Here is a 23,886-nt window from a genome sequence, read left to right as displayed (position 1 = left end):
GTCTAATGGAGGCTCTGAGCTGGAACGTGTTATCGGTTTAGGGTGCTCCGAGCCGGAGGAATGCTTATGATCAAGCTGTTGTACTACTTGAAGAAATACCGAGTTGCCGCGATTGCAGCCCTGGTCATGATGTTAATTGAGCTTGCGGTGGAGCTGGCTCAGCCTTATCTGATCTCCAAGATCATTGATAATGGTATTCAGCAGGGAGACCTGTCTGTTGTCTGGTTATGGGGTGGTGTGCTGGTTGGCAGTGCTGTCGTGGCTTTTGCTGCCGGAATTGCCAGTTCGTTCTTTGCATCCCATGCGAGCCTGGGGTTTGGATACGATCTGCGGGAGAAGTTGTATGACAAAGTGCAAACGTTCTCTTATGCCGTCTTTAACCGGTTCGCGACATCGTCCCTGATCACCCGATTAACGGGGGATGTGACCCAAGTTCAGGACACGGTCTTCATGAGTCTGCGCTTCATGACACGTGTACCGCTGGTGGTGATTGGCAGCATGATTATGGCAGTCATCGTGAATCCGAGGTTGGGTTTGCTGCTGGTTGTCATGGTGCCGGTACTGCTCATTGTTGTGGTGTGGATGATTAAAAAGGCAGCGCTGCTGTTCCGCAATGTGCAGCGCAGACTGGATGCCGTCAACGGAGTCATCCAGGAGAATCTGACAGGCATTCGGCTGATCCGTGTCTTCGTACGGATGGGCCATGAGATTGAACGCTTTGCCGGATTCAGCGGCAAGCTGATGAAAGGCACAATCTCCGCACTGCGCCTGACGGAGACCACGATGCCGTTCATGCTGCTGATGATGAATGTCTGTATCATCGCTGTGTTATGGTTTGGACGAGTTGACATCGCCTCCGGTAACGCAACCGTAGGTGAAGTGGTCGCCGTGATTAACTATCTGCTTCGCACCATTGGTGCCATGTCTGCATTATCATGGATTCTGGTGACGTTCTCCAGAGCAAGCGCTTCGGCACAACGACTGAATGAAGTATTTAATACGGAGGATACGTCAGAGACTGAACAGAATAAGGCGGTATCAACGACTACACCAACTGCTGGATCTGTACAATCTTCGCATTTTCCGCAATCTGTATACTCAGCGAAGAAACAGCGCACTGTGCAGGGTGCAGTGGAATTCCGCAGCGTAGGTTTCAGTTATCCGAATAGTGAAATTACAGTGCTGGACAACATCACATTCACCGCAAAAGCGGGGGAACGTATTGCCATTATGGGAGCAACAGGCTCAGGCAAATCTTCACTGGTGCAGCTTATTCCCCGGTTATACACGGAGGATCAAGGTAAGGTCCGAATTGATGGTACGGATGCAACAGAACTGGATCTGTCCATGCTGCGTGGTTCGATTGGTTATGTGCCTCAGGAGGTTGTGCTGTTTACCGGTTCCATACGGGAGAATATAGCCTGGGGCCGAGAAGATGCCACATTGGAAGAGATCGTGGAAGCCGCCAAGCGCGCCCAGATTCACGAAACAATTGAGAATTTACCCAACGGTTATGATACCTTGCTGGGTCAACGGGGCGTCAATCTCTCCGGTGGTCAGAAGCAGCGTCTTTCCATTGCACGAGCACTGGTTCGCCGACCAAGTATTCTGATTTTGGACGATAGCACGAGCGCACTGGACGTGGCGACAGAAGGCAGACTGCTGGATGCACTGGAAGAATTGTCGTGTACGACGTTTATCATCACCCAGAAGATCAGTTCAACGACATCTGCGGATCTGATTCTGCTGCTGGATGATGGACAACTCATTGGACAGGGAAAACATGAAGACCTGATGGAATCATCAGGGCTGTATCGTCGAATTCATGAATCACAATACGGGGAGGGTGCACAGCATGTTCAAAGCATTCATTGAGCCTTTCCGTCAGCCGCCACCGCCGATTGACCCGGAGACGTTACGATCAGGCGGTGGTCGCAAACCCAAGGCAAGAGCGAAGAACTGGTCCGGTACACTTGGTCGGATCTGGACCTATCTGGCACGGCGCAAGGTCAAGCTGTCCATGGTATTGCTGATGGTTCTTGCCAGCTCCGCACTCGCTTTGCTTGGCCCCTACATGGTAGGGGTGGCCGTGGATGATTTCATCGCGGGTGAAGCCGGTTCAAGCTGGACACGGTTTCTGATTGGATTAACCGCAGTGTACGTCTTGTTCTCTCTAACATCCTGGTTACAAAACATATGGATGATCGAAATTGCACAGGAAACTGTGTTCCGCATGCGGTATGATCTGTTCTCCCATCTGCACAAGTTGCCGATTCCATTCTTCGGTAAACGCCAGCAGGGGGAGATTATGAGTCGGGTAACCAATGATATCGAGAATGTCAGCGGTACGTTGAACAGCTCAGCGATCCAGATTTTCTCAAGTGTATTAACGCTGCTCGGAACGTTTGGCGTTATGCTGTGGCTCAGCCCGCTATTGACGCTGCTTACCTTTATCGTTGTGCCTTTGATGGCCATTGGTATGCGTTGGATTACACGCAGAACGGGACCACTCTTCAAGGAGCGTCAGCGCAATCTGGGTGAACTTAACGGTTATATTGAAGAGACGTTATCCGGGCAAAAGATCATTAAGGCATTCTCCCAAGAGGAGCGGGTGATTCGCGGTTTTGAGGAACGGAATACCCGCATCCGGATTTCCGGATTCTGGGCACAGACCATCTCCGGTTTTATTCCGAAACTGATGAATGGATTGAATAATCTGAGCTTTGCAATTGTTGCGGGTATCGGTGGTATTCTGGCGATTCAGGGTTCCGTTACGGTCGGGGTGATCATTATCTTTGTGGAATATGCCCGTCAGTTTACCCGTCCGCTCAACGATCTGGCGAACCAGTGGAATACGTTATTGTCCGCAATTGCGGGGGCTGAGCGTGTATTCGAGGTGCTGGACGAAGATGAGGAAGCAAAGGATGAAGGGGCAGCGGTATCTCTGGATAAGGTGGAGGGAGCTGTACGTTTCGACAAAGTATCCTTTGGATACGATGAAGGACGTAACATTTTGCATGATATCAGCTTTGAAGCGAAACCGGGTGAGATGATTGCCCTGGTAGGTCCGACCGGAGCGGGAAAAACAACATTGATTCAGCTGTTATCCCGTTTCTATGATCCGACAGGTGGAACATTAACGGTAGATGGTCGTGATATGACCAGCATTCGACGTGAGAATCTGCGGTCCCATATGGCATTTGTACTTCAGGATTCCTTCCTGTTTCAGGGTACGATCCGGGAAAATATTCGGTTTGGCCGTCTGGACGCAACGGATGAAGAGGTTGAAGCCGCTTCCCGACTGGCGAATGCCCATTCGTTCATTGTGCGAATGAAGGACGGGTACGACAAGGTGCTTCAGGCAGATGGGAGCGGCATTAGTCAGGGACAGAAGCAGCTGCTCGCCATTGCCCGGGCAATTCTGGCGGACCCTTCTATCCTCGTTCTGGACGAAGCGACGAGTAGCATCGATACTGTTACGGAGATTAAAATCCAGGAAGGACTGCAACGTCTGATGCAGGGACGGACCAGTTTTGTCATTGCCCACAGACTGAACACGATCCGGCAGGCCGACCGAATTCTGGTGCTGAAGGATGGGCATCTACTGGAGCAAGGCTCGCATGATGCACTGCTGGAACAAGGCGGTTTCTACAGCGAGCTGTATTACAGCCAGTTGCGTAAAAAGGCGCAATAGAGCAATAAGTAAGGTGTAGTAAAGGAAGGCAACGTGACGAAGGAATACAGGAATCGGTCCTGCTGACGATCCCTTTGCGCTCAAGTTTGGGAAATGACTTGAGCTGTACCTTTTATTCTGGTGAGGACGTTAACGTGGACAAGGCTCAATATTGACAAAAGGATTGGAGACCCGGACGGGCCCCAATCCTTTTTTTATATGTGCGACAACTTTAACGAACATGACAGACGCTATTTGCTGAGATACAAAGGTTGTGAGATTCTAACGAACCACAGAGATGTTATTGACCTGAATGAGCGTGTTTTAAGCTGATGCTGGCCTGGAAATCGGAATATAAGGCTTCTGAAGTTCGTTACATTTTGAGATCATTTAAAAAACCTCGAATAAGGTGCCTGATGTTCGTTAGCGTTCGGACCTACCTGCGAGTTGCCCTTGTCGGAAGCTGAAGCTGAGGAAATCAAAGTATAAGTTAAAAAGGGTTGACCCGAGGGAAAGCGAGCTGCCGAGCTATTGTGGAGTTGGTCACTCGGTGCAATCAAAGGAAGAGCAGGAAGGAGGGCATGAGGATTATGCCTTCTTTCCTGCTCTTGTAATTTACACGTACAATGGCGAATGCACCGACGAGTGCACTGACAAATGTACTGACAAATGCATCGCATTATACAACGCGGCATCTGAACCTGACATTTACTTTGTTACACTGCTCAGCTTAAATGCTCCGTCTGTCAGCTTATTCGTATTGGCGAAGTCCACGCCAGGCTGAGTTGTTGATGGATCGATGATCGCAATCGCAATATCATAGGTGCCAGCAGCAAGACCGGAGACAGAAATGGAGTCGGTCAAGGTGTAGGTACCCGTTTTCCATGTGGTCAGATTAACGTTTGTAGTTTTCTTCGCAACAACGGTATTGCCGCTGCGGAGTTGAATCTCGACCGGCCAAGCAAACGGGAAATGCTGTACGCCTTTATTTTCCACCTTAATCGTTGTGGTAAACGTGCTTCCGCTAATGGTGGATGGATGCGATATTTCCTTCACGACAAAGTGGTAACCCATTCGTTTCTTGAGTGCATCGATATTGGCCTGTAATGCATGATTCAGCGGGAGTGAGGCCGGAGAATTCGGTCCAAGCCAGCTTGGTTTACTTAGCTCCGTTTGACGCAATGTTTCCGTAAATCCGCTACCGGAGGTTAAGGATGCCAACATTCCTGAGGCACCGCCATAAAATTCTCCACCAGAGATACGGGTTTCCCAGAAGTTCGGGTGTCCTGGTTGCTGCTGGCCAATGTCATCCCAATAGCCATTCTGGGTGCCCGTGTACCAACCCCAATCCGCATCGAAGCTGTCTTTATGTCCAAACACATCGTTGAACATGCCCATAACCATGCCTTTATTGTTGGTTTTCGCCAAGGCGATACTGCGGCGGATCAGAACCTGCATTTTGTCCTCTTTGCCAGCAAAGGCATCAATGTAATGCTGAACATACTTGTTCGAGATGTCATTGGTAGGGAAAGCGCCTGTGTAATTGGTTTCACCATTGGGTCCGACATAAGGCCATGTATGGAACTCGCCCCAGTGACCGAGGGAACCAATCTGGACAAAAGCGACCGGACGATCATTCGTATTGTACCTTGCCGCAATGGCTTCGATGGCTAATTGGTGCCGTTCTTGCAGATAGGTGGAGTTGTAGTTGGGAGAGAAGCCCATGTTGTTGCCCGTACCCATGCCTCCGGTTATATCGTTGTATACGGTTCCAGGTGATTCTCCACTGGCAACCATGTCATTGTAGAGCCAGTCGGGAATATCCCGATGAGCCTGTCCTGTTGGGCTGTCCAGAATGAAGCGAAACACCACTTTGACGCCTTTACTTTTCCAGTACGCAAAATTATTGGTGGCTTCAATCGCACTAAAATCATAGGTGCCTTTGGTGGACTCCAGCTCCTTCCAGGTTACACCGGCATATACGAGCCTGTGTGGCTGTGCATATGTCGTACTCTTGGCCGAAGGCGCCCAGCCTTTGAATGGATTGTTGAGTGGGCTGTCCAGCTCTACAGGATTCACCACGGTATTGTTCCCCGTACCCCCGCCCGATCCAGACGAGGTCAGGAGATAAGCGGGCAGTGTTTGTCCAGGTGCGGGCAGTCTGGATGTATCCGAGCTGTTATCAATATACCCGACTCGCACTGTACTGCCTGCACTGATTTGCAGTGTCGAGAGAGGAATAGCAACCTCGATGATGGAGGAGCTACGGTAGAATTGGGAGCTTGTTAATGTGCTGTTGAAATTCCAGCTCCAGTCGGTTCCGCTGCCGCCATAGCGGTATAATCCCGTATTTTCAAGGAGCCACTCCACACCTGTAGTCCCCCAGCCCGCAGCCTGGTAACCGGTTGAAGTATTATTGTCGGTGTTAATCCAGAAGTTGCCCATCGCCGTACTAAGACCAGAGCCTTGAACGAGCAGATAGAGGTTGGTCCCATCATTTGTTACTTTAAGCGTCTGGGCTGTGCCGCTATTGGTCGTGAGAGCACTAACGCTGCTCCAGTCGCTCACATTGCCATCAATGGTGATGGTTGCAGCAGAGGCTTTGGGTAAGGCTCCCGCAGGCAAAAGTAGGGTAATCATGAGGACAAAAGCCAAAAATAGTCCAAAGCTCCTCTTACTTCGATCAAATAATCTTGTCATGGTATACCTCCTGAATAATGGATTATGGATGATAACTCGTTCTGTCACACCTTCATGTCATGAGGGACAGTTAAGGAAGCTCAACTCCTTTCGAATCCGCATGGAGCGGTACGATAATGACGTTGTATGTAAGAATCATGGTAGTAAGTGAGGGTAAATGACTAAAAAGATGAGGGAATTAGTTTGCGGCAAATATAAAATGTGATATTAGTTCTTGAATTCCGCGTCTAAATTGCATTATAGGGGATGAATAGAGGAGATTCAACAGATTTTTTTCCAGAATTTATTGATTTTTCTATTAAAAATAAGAGTGCTACATTGAAAAAAAAACAGAATTTTTTATAATTTCAATGTTAATTTTGCCGCAATAAAAATAGAATTACAATAAATTATATGACATAGAAATAAAAATGTAAACGCTTAATTTGCGATATTTTCAGAGTTAAGTAGTTTATTTGTATACAAAAACGCTTGAAGATATGTTGCGGCAAAATAATTAAAAATCTAGCCAAAACCAATTGACAAGCAAATAAAACTATTTTACTATCGTTACATAGTCATCGTCTTGTTAGATTTCTTTACATCAAATTGGTATCAAGGCATTTGCCGCAAATTTATGAGCAACGGAGAGTGTAAGCATGGGGAAGATAAAAATGGCTTTTATCGGTGTAGGAGACATGGGGTCACATCATTGCATTGGTTTTGATTTGCTCGAAGAGAGTGAGGTTCGTTATATCTGTGATATGAATGAGGCCAATGTGGCACGTACACTGGCTGAACTCAAGAACAGTAACCCCACTATAGTTAGTGATTATCATGAACTGCTTGCCAAGGAAGATTTGGATGCGGTGGTCATCAGTGTGCCGAACTATCTGCATCGTGAAGTAGCGGTCGCTTTTTTGGAAGCTGGCAAGCATGTATTTCTGGAGAAACCGGTCGCCCATACCATTGAGGACTGTGATGCCATTATAGAAGCGGCGGAAGCCTCGGGACAGGTATTGCAGATCGGATTGGTTTATCGGTATTCGAATCTGTATCGCCGAATGGAGAAGGAATTGGAGAACGGCCGTCTTGGCGAAGTGAAATTGATGTGGTGCAAAGAATTCCGAGACCCGTTCCCACCTGCGGATTGGTTCTATGACAAAACCAAGTCCGGGGGAGCGATTGTAGAGAAGGATTGTCATCACTTCGATATTTTCAACTGGATGATCCAGGCGAAGCCTGTCCGCGTGTTTGCCTCTGGAGGCCAGCATGTGATGAAGCAAGGAGAGCGCAATCAGATTCAGAATTCATACAGTCACTATCCGACAAAAGAAATCTCGGATACCTCCATCGTCGACCATGCCTTTATCACCATTGATTATGATAACGGCAGCAAGGCCAATCTGGGCCTATGCATGTATCTGAAACCGCGCAATCTGATGGGAGAAGGGCTTGAGATTGGCTTGATCGGAGAGAATGGCGGTCAGATGGTGGCCCGTAATGACAAGACGATTGATATCGTTGGCGGGCAGGACTGGACGAAGGATCATCTGGAGATTGATGTGACGTCGGATTCCATTATGGGCGGTCATACGGGGGGACAGACTCAGCGTATTGATTTTCTTAAATGTGTACAGGAAGGCAAGCAGCCTTTTGCAAGTGCACAGGTTGGTCGTAACGCGTTGCTTATTGCCCTGGCGGCAGAGAAATCCATTTTGGAAGAACGGTATGTCTATTTAGAAGAAATTTCAGGCTGAGGGGTGTCATCATGAACAGGTTGAGAAAATATGACACGCTGCTGTTCTTTCTCTTCATTTTGCCTTGGATCATTGGATTTATCACCTTTTTTATGATTCCTTTTGGAACCTCGGTATTCTATGCCTTTACGGATGCCAGACTTCCTGGAGCAACCAACTTCAACTTTGTCGGGATCGATAATTTTACACACATGATGGACGATCCCATCTTTTTGAAAAGTCTGCTGAACACGATGTATTTTGTAGTATTTGGTGTTCCGATTGTAACAGCAGGCATGCTTGGTCTGGCAATGCTGCTTAATTTTAATGTCAAAGGAATTGCCTTGTTCCGCACCTTCTTCTATTTGCCGACCTTGGTGCCGATTGTGGCAACGGTCATAATCTGGCGGCTGGTATTCAACTCCGAATTTGGCATCTTGAACGCTGGACTTGGCGCACTTGGTATAGGCAAAGTGGACTGGATTGGCGGGGAACATACGATTAAGCCGGTCATCATCATGCTTCAGGTCTGGATCTCCGGCAGCGGGGTACTGATCTTCCTGGCTGCACTGAAAAATGTACCCAGACATCTGTATGAAGCGGCAGCCATCGATGGTGCCAGCGGGATACGTCGATTTTTCCAGATTACGCTGCCCATGATCAGTCCTTCCATTCTGTTTGTCATCATTATTCAGACCATGTATAACTTTCAGATGTTTACGGAAGCCCTCCTGTTATCCAAGGGTGGTCCGAACTACTCTGCCTATACATTTGTCTACAATATCTACAAGTCGGCCTTTACCGATCTGAAATTCAACATGGCGATGACACAGTCCATTTTCCTGTTCGCCGTGATCTCACTTGTCACCCTGATCCTGATGAAATTATCAAACCGCTTTGTGTACTACGAGGGAGAACGATAGGAGGAGAGTTACATGAATAGCCGAAAAATAGCGGTAAAAACGTCCCAATATACGTTGCTGATCGCAGCGTTAATGCTATTCGCAGGGCCTCTTGTATGGATGCTCTCGACCATGCTGAAAACCAAAGCGGAAACGTATAAGGTACCTCCAACCATCCTGCCAGACACATTCAGTCTGGAAGCCTTTGAACGGTTGTTCGCTGTACAGCCGATGATGTGGCAGTGGATTCAAAACTCATTGTTCATTTCCTTTTTTGTTGCAGCGGGAGCGGTGGTGTCCAGTTCACTTGTCGCTTACGGTTTCTCCCGCTTTGTGAACAGATACCGTAATATGTTGTTCCCGGTTGTACTTGTTACGTTGATGATTCCCCCGTCCATTATGATGATTCCCTCGTACGTCCTTTTTTCCAAGTTAAACTGGATTGACACCTGGTTGCCGCTCATTGTGCCGGCCTGGCTCGGAGGCGCCTATTATATCTTCCTGTTTCGCCAATTCTTCATGACCATTCCCCAAGAGCTGGATGAAGCTACATATCTCGATGGCGGCAATCGCTGGACGGTATATGCACGAGTGATTATGCCGCTGTCCAAACCCATTATTATGACAACCATCATTTTTGCCTTTGTGAATTCCTGGCTCGATTTTCTGGGGCCGTTCCTGTATATCAAAAATGCAGAAATGTTCACCCTGAGCGTAGGCTTGCAGCTCCTGATTGGTCAGACGAGCCAGGATCTGCCAGCACTTGCTGCGGGAGCATTCATCAGTATTGTTCCGATCGGTCTGCTATATCTGTTTGCACAACGTTATATCGTTGAGGGGGTGGTGCTCACGGGCACCAAAGGGTAGAGAGGCTGCCTGCTTTCCGGTTTTCAGGTGAACAGGACTTATTGATATGACTTAAAGGGGAGCTGTGTATATGAAAGCGAAGAGCAAACGGCTATTCAATGTGTGGGCACTTGTACTTGCTACAATGGTGGTCATCAGTGGATGTGCGAATGGAGAATCGTCGGAAAATGCCAACTCTGGAGGTTCCGGAAGCAGCGAAGGCTCAGGCGAGCCGGTAACCATCACGTACTCACAATGGGGGACGGCAGAAGAGCTTCATCGTACACAGGAACTGCTGGATCAGTTCATGAAGGCCAATACCGATATTAAGGTCAAACTGGAAGGCAAGGATTGGGGCAGCTATTGGGACGGACTGACAGCGAATGCGGCGGGGGGAACACTGCCGGACGTGTTCAAAACGAGTTATGCATACGTGGAGAAATACGCCGAACTGGGTATTTTCAAGGAATTGGATGGCTTGCTGGCGGAAAATCAGTTTGATCTGAACAATGTGGACAAAAGTCTGCTAGGTCTTCACCAGTATCAGGGTAAACAAGTATCCTTACCTATCGATGCCAACGTCATCGTATGGTATTACAACAAGGCGATCTTTGAGAATGAAACCACGAATCCTCATGATGCTCCCGTCCCTTCGCTCGAGCCCACATGGGATGAAATTACCGATATTGCAACCAAGCTGACGCTGGATAAGAACGGGAAAAGCGCAGACGAAGCGGGTTTTGATGCCGGAAACATCAAGCAGTGGGGCTTGTCCATTTCACCAGGATCAACGATGGATTGGTTTCTGGAGCCGGAACTGTGGTCCAATGGTGCGAAGCTGGTGAATGATGATGGTTCCCTTGCGCTTGAGACACCTGAAGCGATGGAAGTGCTGAACTATTTTATTGACTTGACCAAAAATAAAAAGATCAACACCACACCTGCACAGATTGAAGGTTTAGGTGGACAGGTGAATCTTGCGATTACGACATCCAAAGTAGCGATGAATCCGGGTGGTAGCTGGAATACAACCAACTACCAGGAGGCTGGCGTAGATTACGGCATCTCGTATTTACCAAAATTCAAAACAAACCAAACTGTTGTTCAGCCGGCAGGTCTTGCGATCAGTTCCAACACCAAGCATGAAGAGGCAGCATACAAGCTGCTTGCCTGGCTTGCGGGTCCGGATGGACAGACTGAACTTGCAAAGCAAGGCTATTCCATTCCGGCTAACAAGGCCGCAGCGGATGCTTATATCGCTACTGTAGGTGAAGATAATAAAATCTTCCTGGATGCTCAGCAGTATGGCATTGTATCCCCATTTACAACCAAGAAAACCGATCTGGTCTGGACGTACGGCGAGCAATCACTCAAACTTCCTCTCGCTGGGGACGGTGACCTAACCGCAGCATTGAAGGATTTGGCCTCCAAGATGCAATAAGCGGATAAAGAGGTGGAGAAATAGAAGGCTATAACCAATTGGCGGCAGTCGTGGGGAGATCGAGTTCCCTGGCTGCCGTTATTATGTTACGGAGACTGTGTTCTTTGTTGTAAGGGGCGGTTGGAAAGGAAAGGGAAGGGGGTGTCTTGTTGTTCGATGCCTCGTATCGCATTGACTTATGATGAGTTGAAATATAGAATTATATTTGCCGCAAATTTGGTTATGCAGGAATGAAATTGCCCCAATACGAATGGGGTTTTAAATACATAGATTAGAGGAAAGGTGGGGACTTCACATGGCAAAATTGAAGGATATTGCAGACCGCGTTGGTGTATCGATCTCTACCGTTTCACGTGTGATGAAGAACGATGTCAATCGATCGGTCAGCGATGAAACCCGCAAAAAGATCTGGGACACCGCTGAGGAGCTGGGTTATCGCTCACAGCGTCCGGCCAAGAAAAAGAAGACTGAACCTAAAACGGCCTATGCAATTGGTTGTGTGGTCGCCATTCCGCAGAACAAATACAACAGCCCTTATTTTTCAGTCATTATGGAAGGCATAGAGAAGCAGCTTGCTGAATCGGGAATGCGGCTGGAATTTGTGTATAGCATCGAGAACGATGGAGATACCGTACAATTGCAATCTCTGGTGAAGGAACATCGGATTGATGGCATGATTGTAGTGGAACGAATTGACCCGGAAGCTTATCGCTGGCTCAAAGCCAATGTACGGACTGTTGTTGGAGTGGACATTACGGACCCGGACATTCCAGTCGTTGGTTATGACCGTGAAGAGGCGGCGAGAGAGGCCACGAATCATCTGATTGAGCAAGGACATCGGATCATTGCCTACATTGGCGGTGCGGAGTACAAGAATGATTTTCGTGAGGAAAAACGTTTCCTTGGATACCAACGTGCGATGAATGGTGCAGGATTAACGATTGATGATCACTGGGTTATTGATGTGAAATGGGATGTTTCGCTGAGTTATGAATTGACCAAGCAGGCATTTACCAATAATGCGAATAGACCTACAGCCATTTTTGCCGCCAGTGATATGATGGCCATTGCAGCCATGCGCGCTGCAACAGAACAGGGACTCCGCATCCCGGAGGATATCGCCTTTTTTGGGGTGGATAATATTGAAATATCCGAATTCACCTCTCCGCCATTATCGACCATTCATGTACCGAAGCTGGAGATGGGCATGTTCGCGGTTAAACAGCTGCTCGATTATCTGGATCATCAATATGAAGTGGCTGTCAAAATGATCGTTCCGTACCGCTGCATATTCCGCCAATCTTCCAATGGCAAAATAGAATAGTATCAACCCAAAAGTTCCCTTGTCCAAGTTGGACGAAGGGAACTTTTGATTTAAGAAATTAATCGTAGATCACATTTTTCCCTTCTTCACTTAGTTTCTTTAAAGAGGTGAGCATATGATTGATCTCTTCATCGGAGTGTCTTTCCCAGGAAGCTAATTCCGCTACTATTTTTAGAGGTGATTTAGATCGATATGAGCGTGTTGGGTTGCCGGGGAATCGTTGATCTGTTAAGTTAGGATCATTTTCAAAATCTCCTAATGGTTCTACAATGTAGATTCTTTCTTTGGCATTCGTTTTTGCTAATTCAGCACCCCACTTAGCAGCATTTAATGTTCCGGTGAAGTAAATGTGGTTAGATTTTTTATCTTGGTAGTTGGATAAGTATTGCGGTTCTAATAAATCTCCAATGTTCAGTTCTGCTTTAGTACCATGAAAAAAAGGTCCATGATCTAATACATTTTTTGGGTCATTCATACGGATGCACCTCTTTTTTTAGATTTGTATTTTAGCAGTATAGTGTAGGAATCGCCAAAAAAACAGTCTATAAAAAACATAAAAATAACGTTACAATAGAAATAGAGAGAATGATATTGAGCGGAAATTACCTATATAGGCTGAATTAAAGGTTATGATTTGGCACGGAAAAATGAACTATTTATGTTGTTCGTGATATTTCAAAAAGCAAGGAGCAGACTGCACTCGGCAGTCTGCTCCTTTTTTATAGCATTCTGGACAACTTCCTGTATTCCCGGGGGGAAATGCCTTCATATTTGCGGAACATGCGGCTGAAATAATGAATGTCCGGGTAACCGCTTTGTACACCGACCGCCTCAATGGAATGATCGGTTTCCCGCAGCAACTTACGTGCCTCGCTTAGACGGATGGATTGAATGTATTCATTGGGCGGCATGCCGGCAATCTGTTTGAACAATTTGGCCATGTGATCCACACTCAGGTTTAATTGTTTGGCGATGCCCGAATTGGTCCACGGATTGGAAGGGGCGCCCTCTATACGTTTCATGAGCTCAAGCAGCTTCTCTCCGTGTACCGAATCATGGCGTGACGAACTTCGCCAGGATGAACGCAGCAGATGGGTCAATATTTGCAGCATCAAGGCTTTGCATACCAGCTCATATCCCGGTGGGCGCATCGTAAATTCATGTACCAATTGTTCCATAAGCTGCACGGTAGCTGGAGAAGGGGTATAGGTCGGGTTGAAGGATAGCGGCGTCATGCCTTCTGCGCAAGCTTCCACTGCGAATTTATGATGCAGAACAGTCTCTTCGTTCACAACCATATCGGCCTCGGTCTGAATGGTCAATTCGTTGAAGAAATCAAAATGAATGCCAATGAAACGTGCTTCCGGGCTGGAAACCACCTCATTCTGATGATAGACACCGGCAGGCAGCAAGATTAGCTGACCAGCTTTCAGATTAAAATTAATATCGTTCATATAAGTTGCAGCTTCGCCTTGAGAGACGTACAGAAGTTCAAAATCATACAAACGCCGCTTTGCCAGTTTGCCGGGAGGAAGGCTCTGGAATTGAGCATAATGCACGTTGGGAGACCATTCCTTGTAAGTGACGGTTCGTTGCAGAGGATATATCGCTTGTTGCAGAGACATAAGTTCCATCTCCTTTTTCAATGAGATTGGGCCAAATAGATCTAATTGAAACTGAACGGAATTGTGCAAATAATCTCTTTATCTCCTAAATAAATAATCACGTAATTTATTTATAATATATGTATTATCACATGTTCTTACGAGAGAGACAACATCACGGATTAAGCTAAAAAAGGAGAGGATGGACATGAACTCTCTCCCGGTGGAACGGAGCACGAGTTATTGTTGCGAACGACTCAGGTCCGTTGCACAGAATGGATTTCCCACGGCTACGGATTGGGAGCGATGTGTTCCAGTGGAACTGGTGGACACGGTAACAGGCAGACCACCTCATCAATCTACAGAAGTTCGATTTGGCTGGAGTCCCGAATACTTGCATATTCGCTTTGTATGCCAGGATGATCACGTCGTATCTGATTTCACGGAAAGGAACCAGCCATTATACGAGCAGGATGTGGTTGAACTGTTCATTGATGAACAGGGGGATGGCAGGAACTACATGGAACTTGAGATCAGTCCGCACAACGTGATATTTGAAGCACTCATTCACAATAACGACGAAGGTTCAGCGTTCCAGGCAGATGTAACCTGGCAGCTGGAGGGGTTGCATACGTCTGTGGAAGTGGATCGTCAGGGCCATCGGGTGTATCTGATCCATATTCCAGCGAGTAACTTCCAGTCGCCCCTGACTAAAGGGGTGTGCTGGAGGGTCAACGTGTACCGTATTGATGAGAATGTGCAGGGAGATCGGGAGTATCAGGCATGGCAGCCCACAGGGGCTGTAAACTTTCATCTACCTGCCCGGTTTGGTTATTTTCAATTGGGATAGCTGTGCATCACTGAAGAACAGGTTTGTATATTTTGGAGGAGGGTATTCGGATGAAAAAAGGGATTAATATATGGTCGTTTCCAGGAGATGCCTCTATTACGGATTGTATTCAGACGGCGAAGCAAGCTGGCTTTGAGGGGATTGAACTATCCCTTAATGCAGAAGGTGAACTGAGTCTGTCTGCCACAGATCAGGAGGTTCGTGACATTCAGGGACGTCTGGAGGAAGCTGAACTCGAAATCGCGGGACTTGCAACCGGGTTGTACTGGGATTACCCGATGACGAGCGCTCGTCCGGAGATTCGCACGAAAGCACTGGATGTGTGTAAAAAACAGTTGGAACTTGCCGCGGCATTTGGTGTGGATACCATTTTGGTCATTCCGGGCGCGGTTGGTGTGGATTTCATTCCAGACAGCGAAGTGACGGATTATGAAGTTGCTTATGAACGGGCGCAAGAAGCCCTTGCGCACCTGCTGCCGTATGCGAAAAGTGCTGGAGTATCCATTGGCATTGAGAACGTATGGAACAAGTTTTTGGTATCACCGTTAGAACTGCGTGCCTTTATTGATTCTTTTGGCTCAGAGTATATAGGTTCGTATTTCGATGTGGGCAATGTCGTGCAGAACGGTTACCCGGAGCAGTGGGTTCGCATTCTGGGTCATCGGATCAAAAAGGTGCACTTCAAGGATTACCGTCGTCAAGCGGGAGGGCTTCATGGATTTGTGGATCTGCTGGCTGGAGATGTGAATTATCCGGCGGTGATGCAGGCATTACAGGCTATTGGTTACGACAACTACGTGACTGCGGAGATGATTCCGCCTTACGCTCATCATTCGAAGCAGATCATATTCAATACATCCAAAGCGATGGATGCCATTCTTGGGCGTTCTCAGTAATAAATTCGAATAACAACGTTTACTGGAGTATCCATTCTATTTTGATATGGGAGGTAGAAATATGTTAAAAGTGGGATTGATCGGTTTTGGGTTTATGGGACGTATGCATTTTGACAACTATGTACGCCTTGCCTCCGAAGGGGAACCCGTGGAATTGGTAGCCATCTGCGATCTGAGAATAGAGGAATTGAAGCACGGTAAAGCAGCCGGTAATATGGCAACAGAGCAAGAGGTATATGATCTCACACCTTATCGTTTGTACGACAATATCGACGCGATGCTGGAGCAAGAGGAACTGGATATCATTGATATTACGCTGCCCACACCATTGCATGCTGAATTAACATGTTCCTTGCTGGAGAAAGGTTATCATGTACTGTGTGAGAAACCGGTTGCGCGCCATTCGGCGGAAGGCTGGAAGATGGCAGAAGCCGCCAAAGCGACAGGAAAAACACTGATGATTGGGCAATGTTTACGCTTCTGGCCAGCCTATGCCTATCTAAAATCCGTAGTAGAAGATGGTCGTTATGGAGCGGTCAACGCAGGTTATTTCTTCCGCGGTTCGGGTTTGCCTCAAGAGTGGTTCCTGGACGGGGAGAAAAGCGGGGGCTGCATATTAGATATGCACATTCATGATGCGGATATTATTCACTGGGTGTTTGGCAAACCGGATCAAGTATCCACGCTCGCTCGCAACGTCATTCCGGGAAGCGGTTATGATACAGTGTCTACCAATTATGTGTACCCTGATGGAAAAGTGCTGAATGCCCAAGCCGACTGGACGTTGGGGGGAGACTATGGTTTCTCGATGACGTATCGGGTGAATTTGGAGCAGGGGAATCTGGTCTTTGAGAATGGAGAGCTAAAAGTGAATCCGAATAATGCTCCTGGTTTCGTTGCGGAGTTGTCACCCGACTCGGGATATTATTACCAACTCAAATATTTTATCCAATCCGTCCAAACAGGCACACCTGTATCTGTATGTACACCAGAGAGTGCAACAGGCACGCTTGAGTTAATTGAAGCCGAGATACGTTCAGCAGATGAGCACGGCACATTGGTTACGGTAAATTAGGGGCAGATTGAGAAGTCGTAGAGCTTGATATTGTAAAAATAAAGAAGGGGCTGCCCTTGTCATGAATATGACGGGACGCCCCTTTTAATCATCGAGGGGGTGGCTCGTTCCACTCGCTTACAATTATCGTGTTAGCAGAGAGAGGCGCAAAGGGATGAGCGCTAACGAATCGGAGACACGTTATTCAGGAGTATGAAGCAACTACGGAAATCTAAGGAACATGAGACGCCCTATTTAGAGATTTTGAGCCGTATATCGCGTTAATCGTCAGATTTTTAGGAAATAGCGTGTCTGGTGTTCCTTAAAAATTATTAATGAGGGGAGGGAGCACAAATAAGACTCCCTGGATTCCTTAGAATAAAAATGAGCCTACGAGCAGCCTTAAAACAAGAAACAGCCCTACAAGCTGGAAGCAGCTCACACGCTAACTTGTATGCCAAATCTTTTTAAAGCCGCCTAAACCCTCCTAAATCATTCTAGATCATTCTAAATCCTTCGAAATTACCTACCCGAGTCCATCGACAGTAGCAGTCATTCCCCCTTGCGACCAACAACCCGCCAGTTATCCGCCTGCTCCACTGTTAACGGTTGGTGTCTGCGGATGTAATCCTCTACCAGTGCGGCCATATCTGTCGCGCCTTCGTGCAGCACTTTTTTACCTGGATACATCGCATAATCTCCACCGCCAGCAGCACGGTAGCTGTTCATCACAACAGAGTACATGCCATCCATGTCCATTGGCTTGCCTTCACGTTCCAGCTTCACAACTCGACTACCTACAGGCTGGGAGATATCCAACTCGTATTCAATGCCAGCCCACATATCGTAATTATAATGCTGAGGTTTGGGTTCCATATAAGCCGGATTGACTGTCACCTCGCCAGAAGCATTTACTTCAAAGTAACGTGCCGTTTGTTCCAACGCCTCCCGGACATCCTGACCACTCAGCTCCAGCACCGTCAGAGTATTAGGATAGATAAAGTTGGATAACACGTCCCGTACGGTGATGTGACTCCCGAAACCACGGGCTTCTTCACTTAGCATGGCGGTATTGGAGAGCTGCGCTCCAGTCGCTTCCATCTGCACTTGATGTACAAAAGCAATAAAAGGATGCGCCTTAAGCCGCAGAGCCGTTGCATTGGAGATGGACAAATCCCCAGCAACCTCGCCAATCGGTTGATCCAGCCATGCTTGTGCTTCAGCTTCCAGCTCGTCCGTAAGCTTCATAACTGTAGCATCAGGTTCGACCTCATTATGTTCATCCAGAAGTAACAACCGGGCCTTCATATCTGTAATCTTCCATTTCCCGCCCGATGATTGCTCCAACTGAACGGATACATGCCCCGCACCATTTCCGCTGAATCCCGGCTGAATGACGGTTACACCATGGATAGTAGCGGTAAGCTGCCGATGCTGATGTCCGGTAAGCAGCACATCGATGCCTTCGATGTCCCGACAGATGGCATAGCCTTGATTTTCTCCAGTTAACCGTTCGGCAGGCTCTCCTGTTTCCAGATCACTCTCAAACCCGCCATGATAACTGACAACCATTACATCTGGTTGTTCATGCTCGCGTATATAGTTAACCCATGTACGAATGGTCTCCAAGGCATCAAGGAACTGCAGACCTTCGATATTCTTCGGATGCTCCCAGTTCGGGATATAATGTGTCGTTGCACCCAAGAGTGCAATTCGAACACCGGAGGAGAGTGTCTTCATTAGATAGGGAGGGCCGAAGGATGGTAGAGCTGCACCTGTTGGAAGATCTCTCGAAGATTCTGATTCATTGGCTCTGTCGTGCTCAGCATGAACAATGTTGGCTGACAGCCAAGGGAAGTTGGAAGCTTCAACTGCTCGGCGCAGCAGATCCTGACCATAGTTGAACTCGTGGTTACCCATCACCGCAGCATCGTATCCGAGTTCATTCAGTACTGTGATGAAGGGATGCCCTTCGTTGTTGGAAATCTGTGAAGCTGCATAAGAGGCCAAGGGTGATCCTTGCAGCAGATCCCCGTTATCCACCAGCATCAGTTCAGGTGAACGCTCGCGTTCCTTACGAATCAGGGAAGCCAGCAAGGCAAGCCCAGCCGGGCGGTACGCATTGGTATTGTAATGAATGGGGCGAATTGCCCCATGCAGATCACTGGTATACAGAATATCGAAGCTTGCCGTAGGGTGTATGGATGTCATTTTACAATCTCCTCTAATATATAATTTCTTCCCATATCTTCAACCATAATGAGCCTATTTTAACAGACTACAAGTCGCGCTGACAGCCTGACAGGAAACTTTACAAAACTCCAAATTTCGTTTCACATCGCGCAAATATTTGGCAATTATAGTAGACAAGTACTGAAAAATAGAAACTCTTTGGAGGGTGTTCGTTTGAAGAAGTCTGCTTTATTTTTACCATTGTTGATTTTGGTTCTGTTTCTGAGTGCTTGTGGGTCTAGTAGTACAACTGGTTCGGCTAACGGGGAGAATACGAGTTCGAATGCATCCGGCACGGCGACGGCAGAGACAGAGAAGCCTGTCGAAGGTTATGTGCCAACGGAATTGACGGTTCAATTTGTTCCTTCCCAGAATGCAGACACGCTTGAAGCCAAAGCAAAACCGCTCGAGAAGTTGCTGGGTGACAAACTGGGCATCCCGGTAAAAGTCAGCGTATCCACCGACTACAATACAATTATTGAAGCCATGGCTTCCAACAAAGTAGACGTAGGTTTCTTGCCTCCGACAGCTTATGTACTGGCAAAAGAAAAAGGCGCTGCACAAGTTATTCTGCAAGCACAGCGTTTTGGTGTAAATGATGAGACAGGTGCTCCAACCGAACAGTTGGCGGATTCCTATAAATCCATGTTTATCGTGAAAAAAGATTCGCCGATTCAATCCATCGAAGACCTAAAAGGTAAAAAAGTCGCTTACCAAAACGTAACGTCTTCTGCAGGTTATGTATGGCCAGCAGGTCTGTTGCTCGACAGAGGCATTGATCCATTGAAAGATGTAACACCTGTAACGTTGAAAGGTCATGACCAAGGTGTGATCGCTGTATTGAACGGCGATGTTGATGCGGCAGCTATCTTCCAAGATGCCCGCAACACGGTAGCCAAAGACTATCCGACTGTATTTGAAGATACACGTGTACTGGCGTTCACTGAGCCTATTCCTAACGATACCATTGCCGTTCGTACAGACATGAATGCTGATTGGACTGCGAAGATCAAACAAGCCTTCATCGATATCGGTAAAGATACGGAAGGTCACCAGATCATCAAAGAAATCTATACGCATGAAGGTTATGTAGAATCCGATGATAGCAAGTTTGAGATCGTTCGTCAGTATGGCGAAAAAGTGAAAGGTGAATAATTCTGATCCAAAAGTAGTTCGGATCTGTTCACTTTGTAGTCGCTCTCTTGGATGGGAACAGCTTAATCGTAGCAATGGACAGGCCAGTTCAGCGTGATCTACGCTGCGCTGGCTTGTGCCATTATAGCAAGGACTTAGGTATGGTTGATCATTATGAATGAAAGAAGGATTATTGCCATGATTGAGCTTCATAACGTTACCAAAACTTACGCTAACGGCACCAAGGGCCTGGATAATATTAATCTAAAATTTGAGCAGGGGGAATTCATTGCTGTAGTGGGTCTGTCGGGTGCGGGTAAATCAACTCTCCTGCGATCCATTAATCGGCTGCACGACATTAGTGAGGGCGAGATTCTGATTAACGGAAGTTCCATCACGAAGGCGCAAGGCAAACGGCTACGCATGATCAGACGTGACATCGGCATGATTTTCCAAAGCTTCAATCTGGTGAAGCGGTCTAGTGTACTCCGTAATGTACTTGCTGGACGCGTTGGATACCATTCCACCATGCGTACCATTCTGGGTCGTTTTCCCAAAGAGGATATTGAACTTGCATTTACGGCGCTGGATCGGGTTAACATCTCGGAGAAAGCCTATTCCCGTGCAGATCAGCTATCCGGTGGACAACAGCAGCGTGTGGCTATTGCCCGTGTACTGGCACAGGAAGCGAAAATCATTCTGGCTGACGAACCAGTTGCTTCACTCGACCCGCTTACAACGAAACAGGTCATGGATGACCTGAAACGCATTAATCAAGACCTCGGGATTACAACGATTGTCAATCTTCACTTTATTGATCTTGCGAGAGAGTATGCGACCCGGATTGTCGGATTGCGAGCAGGCGAGGTCGTATTCGATGGCCCGGTGGAAGAGGCAACGGATGAGCGTTTTGCAGAAATATACGGCAGACCGATTCTCGCTGACGAATTGCTGGACAAGCAGGCTGTGCATGAGCAGGGAGAAGTTGTGGTATGAAGGGGAAGTCCAACGTTCCACTTCAGAATGTAGGCGGAGTGGGGAAGGAACCTGGTTCCAGCCCGGCTCAGGTTGTGAATCGCCCGAAACCGCCTGGGCGTACGAAACATCTGCTCACCCTAGTGATCATTCTGCTCCTTCTGTGGGCCAGTGCCAAGCAGACGGATGCCAGCTTCACGGAGCTGTTTGAAGGTTTTCCCAACATGCTGGATCTGCTGAAGGAGATGTTCCCACCCCGGTGGAGTTACTTTGATAATATCGTGCAAGGCATGCTGGAAACGATCCGAATGGCCCTGATTGGAACAACCATTGGTGCCATTATTGCGATCCCGATCTCGATCATCTGCGCGGGTAACCTGATGCCGAGTCGCTGGATCTATTATCCGGCGCGCTTTCTGCTGAACCTGATTCGGACTGTACCGGATCTGCTGCTTGCTGCTCTATTTGTAGCCGTATTTGGTCTGGGCCCAATCCCCGGAATCCTGGCGCTGGCTGTGTTCTCGGTAGGTCTGATCGCGAAGCTCACGTATGAGACGCTGGAAACCATTGATCAGGGGCCGCTGGAAGCGATGACGGCTGTTGGTATGAACCGGATTCAGCTCATTGTATATGGCGTGGTGCCGCAATTGGCTGCTCAGTTCACATCCTATGTGCTGTATGCCTTCGAAATTAATATACGTGCTGCTGCCATTCTCGGACTGGTGGGAGCCGGAGGAATTGGACTCTATTATGAGGCCACACTTGGATTCCTGGAGTATGACAAGACCAGCGTAATCATTCTGTTTACCCTCGTCATTGTTCTGGTCATTGATTATGTAAGTACTAAGCTGCGGGAGAAATTGCTATGATGAAAAATGAAACAAGCCGCATCCGGCCAAAACCACGGAAGAACCCGCTACGCTGGGTCATTGTGTTACTGCTGATCCTTGTATATGTCTGGGCTCTCGCCGGTGTACCATTCACTGGCTTTAAGGAAACTGCTGCCCAGATTATGAAGGCTATTGTAGCCGGAATATTCTCACCGGATTGGGATTTTGTATACTTGCCAGAGGGAGAAGACCTACTTCGGGGACTGCTCGATACACTGGCGATTTCCGTGTTGGGTACCGTAATCTCGGCAGTACTCTGTATCCCGTTTGCTTTCTGGTCTGCCCGCAATATGAGTGGGCATCGTTCCATCTCGGGTGCAGGGAAAATGGTACTCAGCTTCATCCGCACGTTCCCTGAGATTATTATGGCCTTGTTGTTCATTAAGGCCGTAGGCCCAGGTTCGTTCGCAGGGGTACTCGCCCTTGGATTACACTCCATCGGCATGTTGGGCAAATTGTACGCAGATGAAGTCGAGAATATCGACTATGGCCCATCTGAGGCGTTGCTTGCCTCTGGAGCCAATCGCATGCAGCAGTTGTGGTTCGCCATCCTGCCGCAGGTGATGCCTGGGTTCCTGAATTATACGTTGTATCGTTTCGAGATTAATGTACGTTCTGCGACCATACTCGGCGTAATTGGAGCAGGGGGGATTGGAACCCCGCTTATCTTTGCACTTAGCACACGGAACTGGCCGCGAGTAGGTATAATCCTGCTGGGAATTATCGTGATGATCACGATTATCGACTTGATCTCAGGGTATATTCGTAAGAAGCTGGTGTAGGCTAATGTGGGGCTACGAGGCATATTAGATAGTGGTGCCATAAAGTATATTAGATAATTAAGTAAGGTTAGACGATAGAGTAAGAGGAGAGGGCTATTCGCTGCCAGAAATATGGCTAGGGATAGTCTTTTTTTGTGTCTGCAAATCAACAACAGAATGTTTTATTGCCGTGCTGATCATTATTGAATAAAGATGTTCAAAGAATATGCAGACCGAGGATTGAATTAATTTCCAATGACATGTAGTATTAATAGATTCCTATATAAAGGCAATTAAGGATATTAATCATTATTCCTCATAGATAACCATTACAAGTAATCAGTTTTTCAAAAGGAAGGTGACCTATGGAATTATTTCAATATATATGGATTGGGTTTATGGTACTCCTGTTACTCTACAGAATGGTTTTTCAGAAGTTTAAAAAACATAACAGAGAAAATATTGGACTCAGTGCAATCCTGATTATTTTCACGGGAAGCGCTTATACGTTTACACACATGAACTTGATTTTTGTCATCAGTATCATCGCCGTGGCCGCTTGTTCTGCGGTATGGAACAGCATTCTATTTGTTAGAAATGGATATGTGCCGGAACGTTTGAAATGAATCCACGTTCTGCATTGCATTTACAATATGTAACCAAAGTAGCGTCGCAGGAGCTGATCTAACGAACTTGAGAGTCCTTATTTGGTAACATACGTCAATGGAATTCTAACGAATCGTAATGACGCTATTTGTTGCGTTTAACCTGAATTAACCCTCTTGGAGCGGAAATATAGTTAAATAGCGACACTGAAGTTCGTTAGACCTTAGAATTCGGCCAGAATGGCTAAATAAGATCTGTCAGATTTGTTAGCGGCGTTAAG

At 47.3% G+C, this 23,886-nt stretch carries 19 protein-coding genes; 15 read left to right on the top strand and 4 right to left on the bottom strand.

The features are described 5' to 3' along the window. Positions 1-66: 66 nt before the first annotated feature. Positions 67-1,875, top strand: coding sequence for an ABC transporter ATP-binding protein (locus ACX9NY_RS18355; RefSeq protein ID WP_339239953.1), 1,809 nt, complete (start codon positions 67-69; stop codon positions 1,873-1,875). Further along, positions 1,856-3,694, top strand: a complete 1,839-nt coding sequence (locus ACX9NY_RS18350; RefSeq protein WP_472474229.1) for an ABC transporter ATP-binding protein — start codon at positions 1,856-1,858, stop codon at positions 3,692-3,694. Before ACX9NY_RS18355 ends, ACX9NY_RS18350 begins: the two co-directional genes overlap by 20 nt. A 687-nt stretch (positions 3,695-4,381) precedes the next feature. Here the strand turns inward: ACX9NY_RS18350 and ACX9NY_RS18345 are convergent. Further along, positions 4,382-6,373 (bottom strand): DUF4832 domain-containing protein, encoded by a 1,992-nt coding sequence (locus ACX9NY_RS18345; RefSeq protein WP_472474227.1) that lies wholly within the window; start codon positions 6,371-6,373, stop codon positions 4,382-4,384. 638 nt (positions 6,374-7,011) lie between these two features. Between ACX9NY_RS18345 and ACX9NY_RS18340 the strand changes: the two genes are divergently transcribed. The 5 genes from ACX9NY_RS18340 to ACX9NY_RS18320 all read left to right on the top strand — a co-directional run bounded on the left by ACX9NY_RS18340 (position 7,012) and on the right by ACX9NY_RS18320 (position 12,604). Next, on the top strand, positions 7,012-8,112 hold the full coding sequence (locus tag ACX9NY_RS18340; RefSeq protein ID WP_339239957.1) for a Gfo/Idh/MocA family protein: 1,101 nt from the start codon (positions 7,012-7,014) through the stop codon (positions 8,110-8,112). An 11-nt stretch (positions 8,113-8,123) separates the two neighbouring features. Next, on the top strand, positions 8,124-9,014 hold the full coding sequence (locus ACX9NY_RS18335) for a carbohydrate ABC transporter permease (RefSeq protein ID WP_472474225.1): 891 nt from the start codon (positions 8,124-8,126) through the stop codon (positions 9,012-9,014). 12 nt (positions 9,015-9,026) lie between these two features. Continuing rightward, positions 9,027-9,860, top strand: coding sequence for a carbohydrate ABC transporter permease (locus ACX9NY_RS18330; RefSeq protein WP_339239959.1), 834 nt, complete (start codon positions 9,027-9,029; stop codon positions 9,858-9,860). A 70-nt stretch (positions 9,861-9,930) separates the two neighbouring features. Continuing rightward, a complete protein-coding gene (locus tag ACX9NY_RS18325; protein ID WP_472474223.1) occupies positions 9,931-11,280 on the top strand; it encodes an ABC transporter substrate-binding protein in 1,350 nt (449 codons plus the stop codon). A gap of 295 nt (positions 11,281-11,575) precedes the next feature. Next, the gene (locus ACX9NY_RS18320) at positions 11,576-12,604 is read left to right on the top strand and encodes a LacI family DNA-binding transcriptional regulator (protein ID WP_472474221.1); all 1,029 of its coding nucleotides are present in this window, start codon (positions 11,576-11,578) and stop codon (positions 12,602-12,604) included. A gap of 58 nt (positions 12,605-12,662) precedes the next feature. Here ACX9NY_RS18320 and arr read toward each other — a convergent pair whose 3' ends face one another. Together arr and ACX9NY_RS18310 are read right to left on the bottom strand one after the other, a co-directional pair. Next, positions 12,663-13,079, bottom strand: coding sequence for an NAD(+)--rifampin ADP-ribosyltransferase (arr, locus tag ACX9NY_RS18315; RefSeq protein ID WP_339239963.1), 417 nt, complete (start codon positions 13,077-13,079; stop codon positions 12,663-12,665). Positions 13,080-13,323: 244 nt separating this feature from the next. Further along, positions 13,324-14,229 (bottom strand): helix-turn-helix transcriptional regulator, encoded by a 906-nt coding sequence (locus tag ACX9NY_RS18310; protein ID WP_339239964.1) that lies wholly within the window; start codon positions 14,227-14,229, stop codon positions 13,324-13,326. 187 nt (positions 14,230-14,416) lie between these two features. On the opposite strand from ACX9NY_RS18310, the gene ACX9NY_RS18305 reads away from it, so the two are divergent. The 3 genes from ACX9NY_RS18305 to ACX9NY_RS18295 all read left to right on the top strand — a co-directional run bounded on the left by ACX9NY_RS18305 (position 14,417) and on the right by ACX9NY_RS18295 (position 17,029). Beyond that, positions 14,417-15,058: a carbohydrate-binding family 9-like protein gene (locus ACX9NY_RS18305; RefSeq protein ID WP_472474219.1), complete on the top strand. Its 642-nt coding sequence runs from the start codon at positions 14,417-14,419 to the stop codon at positions 15,056-15,058. Between the two features lie 50 nt (positions 15,059-15,108). Continuing rightward, complete coding sequence (locus ACX9NY_RS18300; protein WP_339239966.1) at positions 15,109-15,954, top strand: sugar phosphate isomerase/epimerase family protein; 846 nt, start codon at positions 15,109-15,111, stop codon at positions 15,952-15,954. Positions 15,955-16,015: 61 nt separating this feature from the next. Then, a complete protein-coding gene (locus ACX9NY_RS18295) occupies positions 16,016-17,029 on the top strand; it encodes a Gfo/Idh/MocA family protein (RefSeq protein WP_472474217.1) in 1,014 nt (337 codons plus the stop codon). A 531-nt stretch (positions 17,030-17,560) separates the two neighbouring features. Here the strand turns inward: ACX9NY_RS18295 and ACX9NY_RS18290 are convergent. Continuing rightward, entirely contained in the window at positions 17,561-19,219 is a 1,659-nt protein-coding gene (locus ACX9NY_RS18290) for a bifunctional metallophosphatase/5'-nucleotidase (RefSeq protein WP_472474215.1), read from the bottom strand. A gap of 180 nt (positions 19,220-19,399) precedes the next feature. Here ACX9NY_RS18290 and ACX9NY_RS18285 point away from each other — a divergent pair, with 180 nt between their 5' ends. From ACX9NY_RS18285 to ACX9NY_RS18265, 5 genes are all read left to right on the top strand, one after another. Further along, positions 19,400-20,395 (top strand): phosphate/phosphite/phosphonate ABC transporter substrate-binding protein, encoded by a 996-nt coding sequence (locus tag ACX9NY_RS18285; RefSeq protein WP_442033731.1) that lies wholly within the window; start codon positions 19,400-19,402, stop codon positions 20,393-20,395. A gap of 177 nt (positions 20,396-20,572) precedes the next feature. Next, positions 20,573-21,370 (top strand): phosphonate ABC transporter ATP-binding protein, encoded by a 798-nt coding sequence (gene phnC / locus ACX9NY_RS18280; RefSeq protein WP_062837418.1) that lies wholly within the window; start codon positions 20,573-20,575, stop codon positions 21,368-21,370. Next, positions 21,367-22,218: a phosphonate ABC transporter, permease protein PhnE gene (phnE, locus tag ACX9NY_RS18275; protein WP_472474212.1), complete on the top strand. Its 852-nt coding sequence runs from the start codon at positions 21,367-21,369 to the stop codon at positions 22,216-22,218. Before phnC ends, phnE (ACX9NY_RS18275) begins: the two co-directional genes overlap by 4 nt. Then, a complete protein-coding gene (gene phnE, locus ACX9NY_RS18270; RefSeq protein WP_017690380.1) occupies positions 22,215-23,021 on the top strand; it encodes a phosphonate ABC transporter, permease protein PhnE in 807 nt (268 codons plus the stop codon). Before phnE (ACX9NY_RS18275) ends, phnE (ACX9NY_RS18270) begins: the two co-directional genes overlap by 4 nt. A gap of 344 nt (positions 23,022-23,365) precedes the next feature. Beyond that, entirely contained in the window at positions 23,366-23,626 is a 261-nt protein-coding gene (locus ACX9NY_RS18265; protein WP_339259132.1) for a hypothetical protein, read from the top strand. The last annotated feature ends 260 nt before the right edge of the window (positions 23,627-23,886 follow it).

It is taken from the genome of Paenibacillus sp. CB74, from assembly GCF_055687625.1.
The sequence above is the reverse complement of the archived record's forward strand: the minus strand, read 5'-3'. Positions and strand labels throughout refer to the sequence as shown.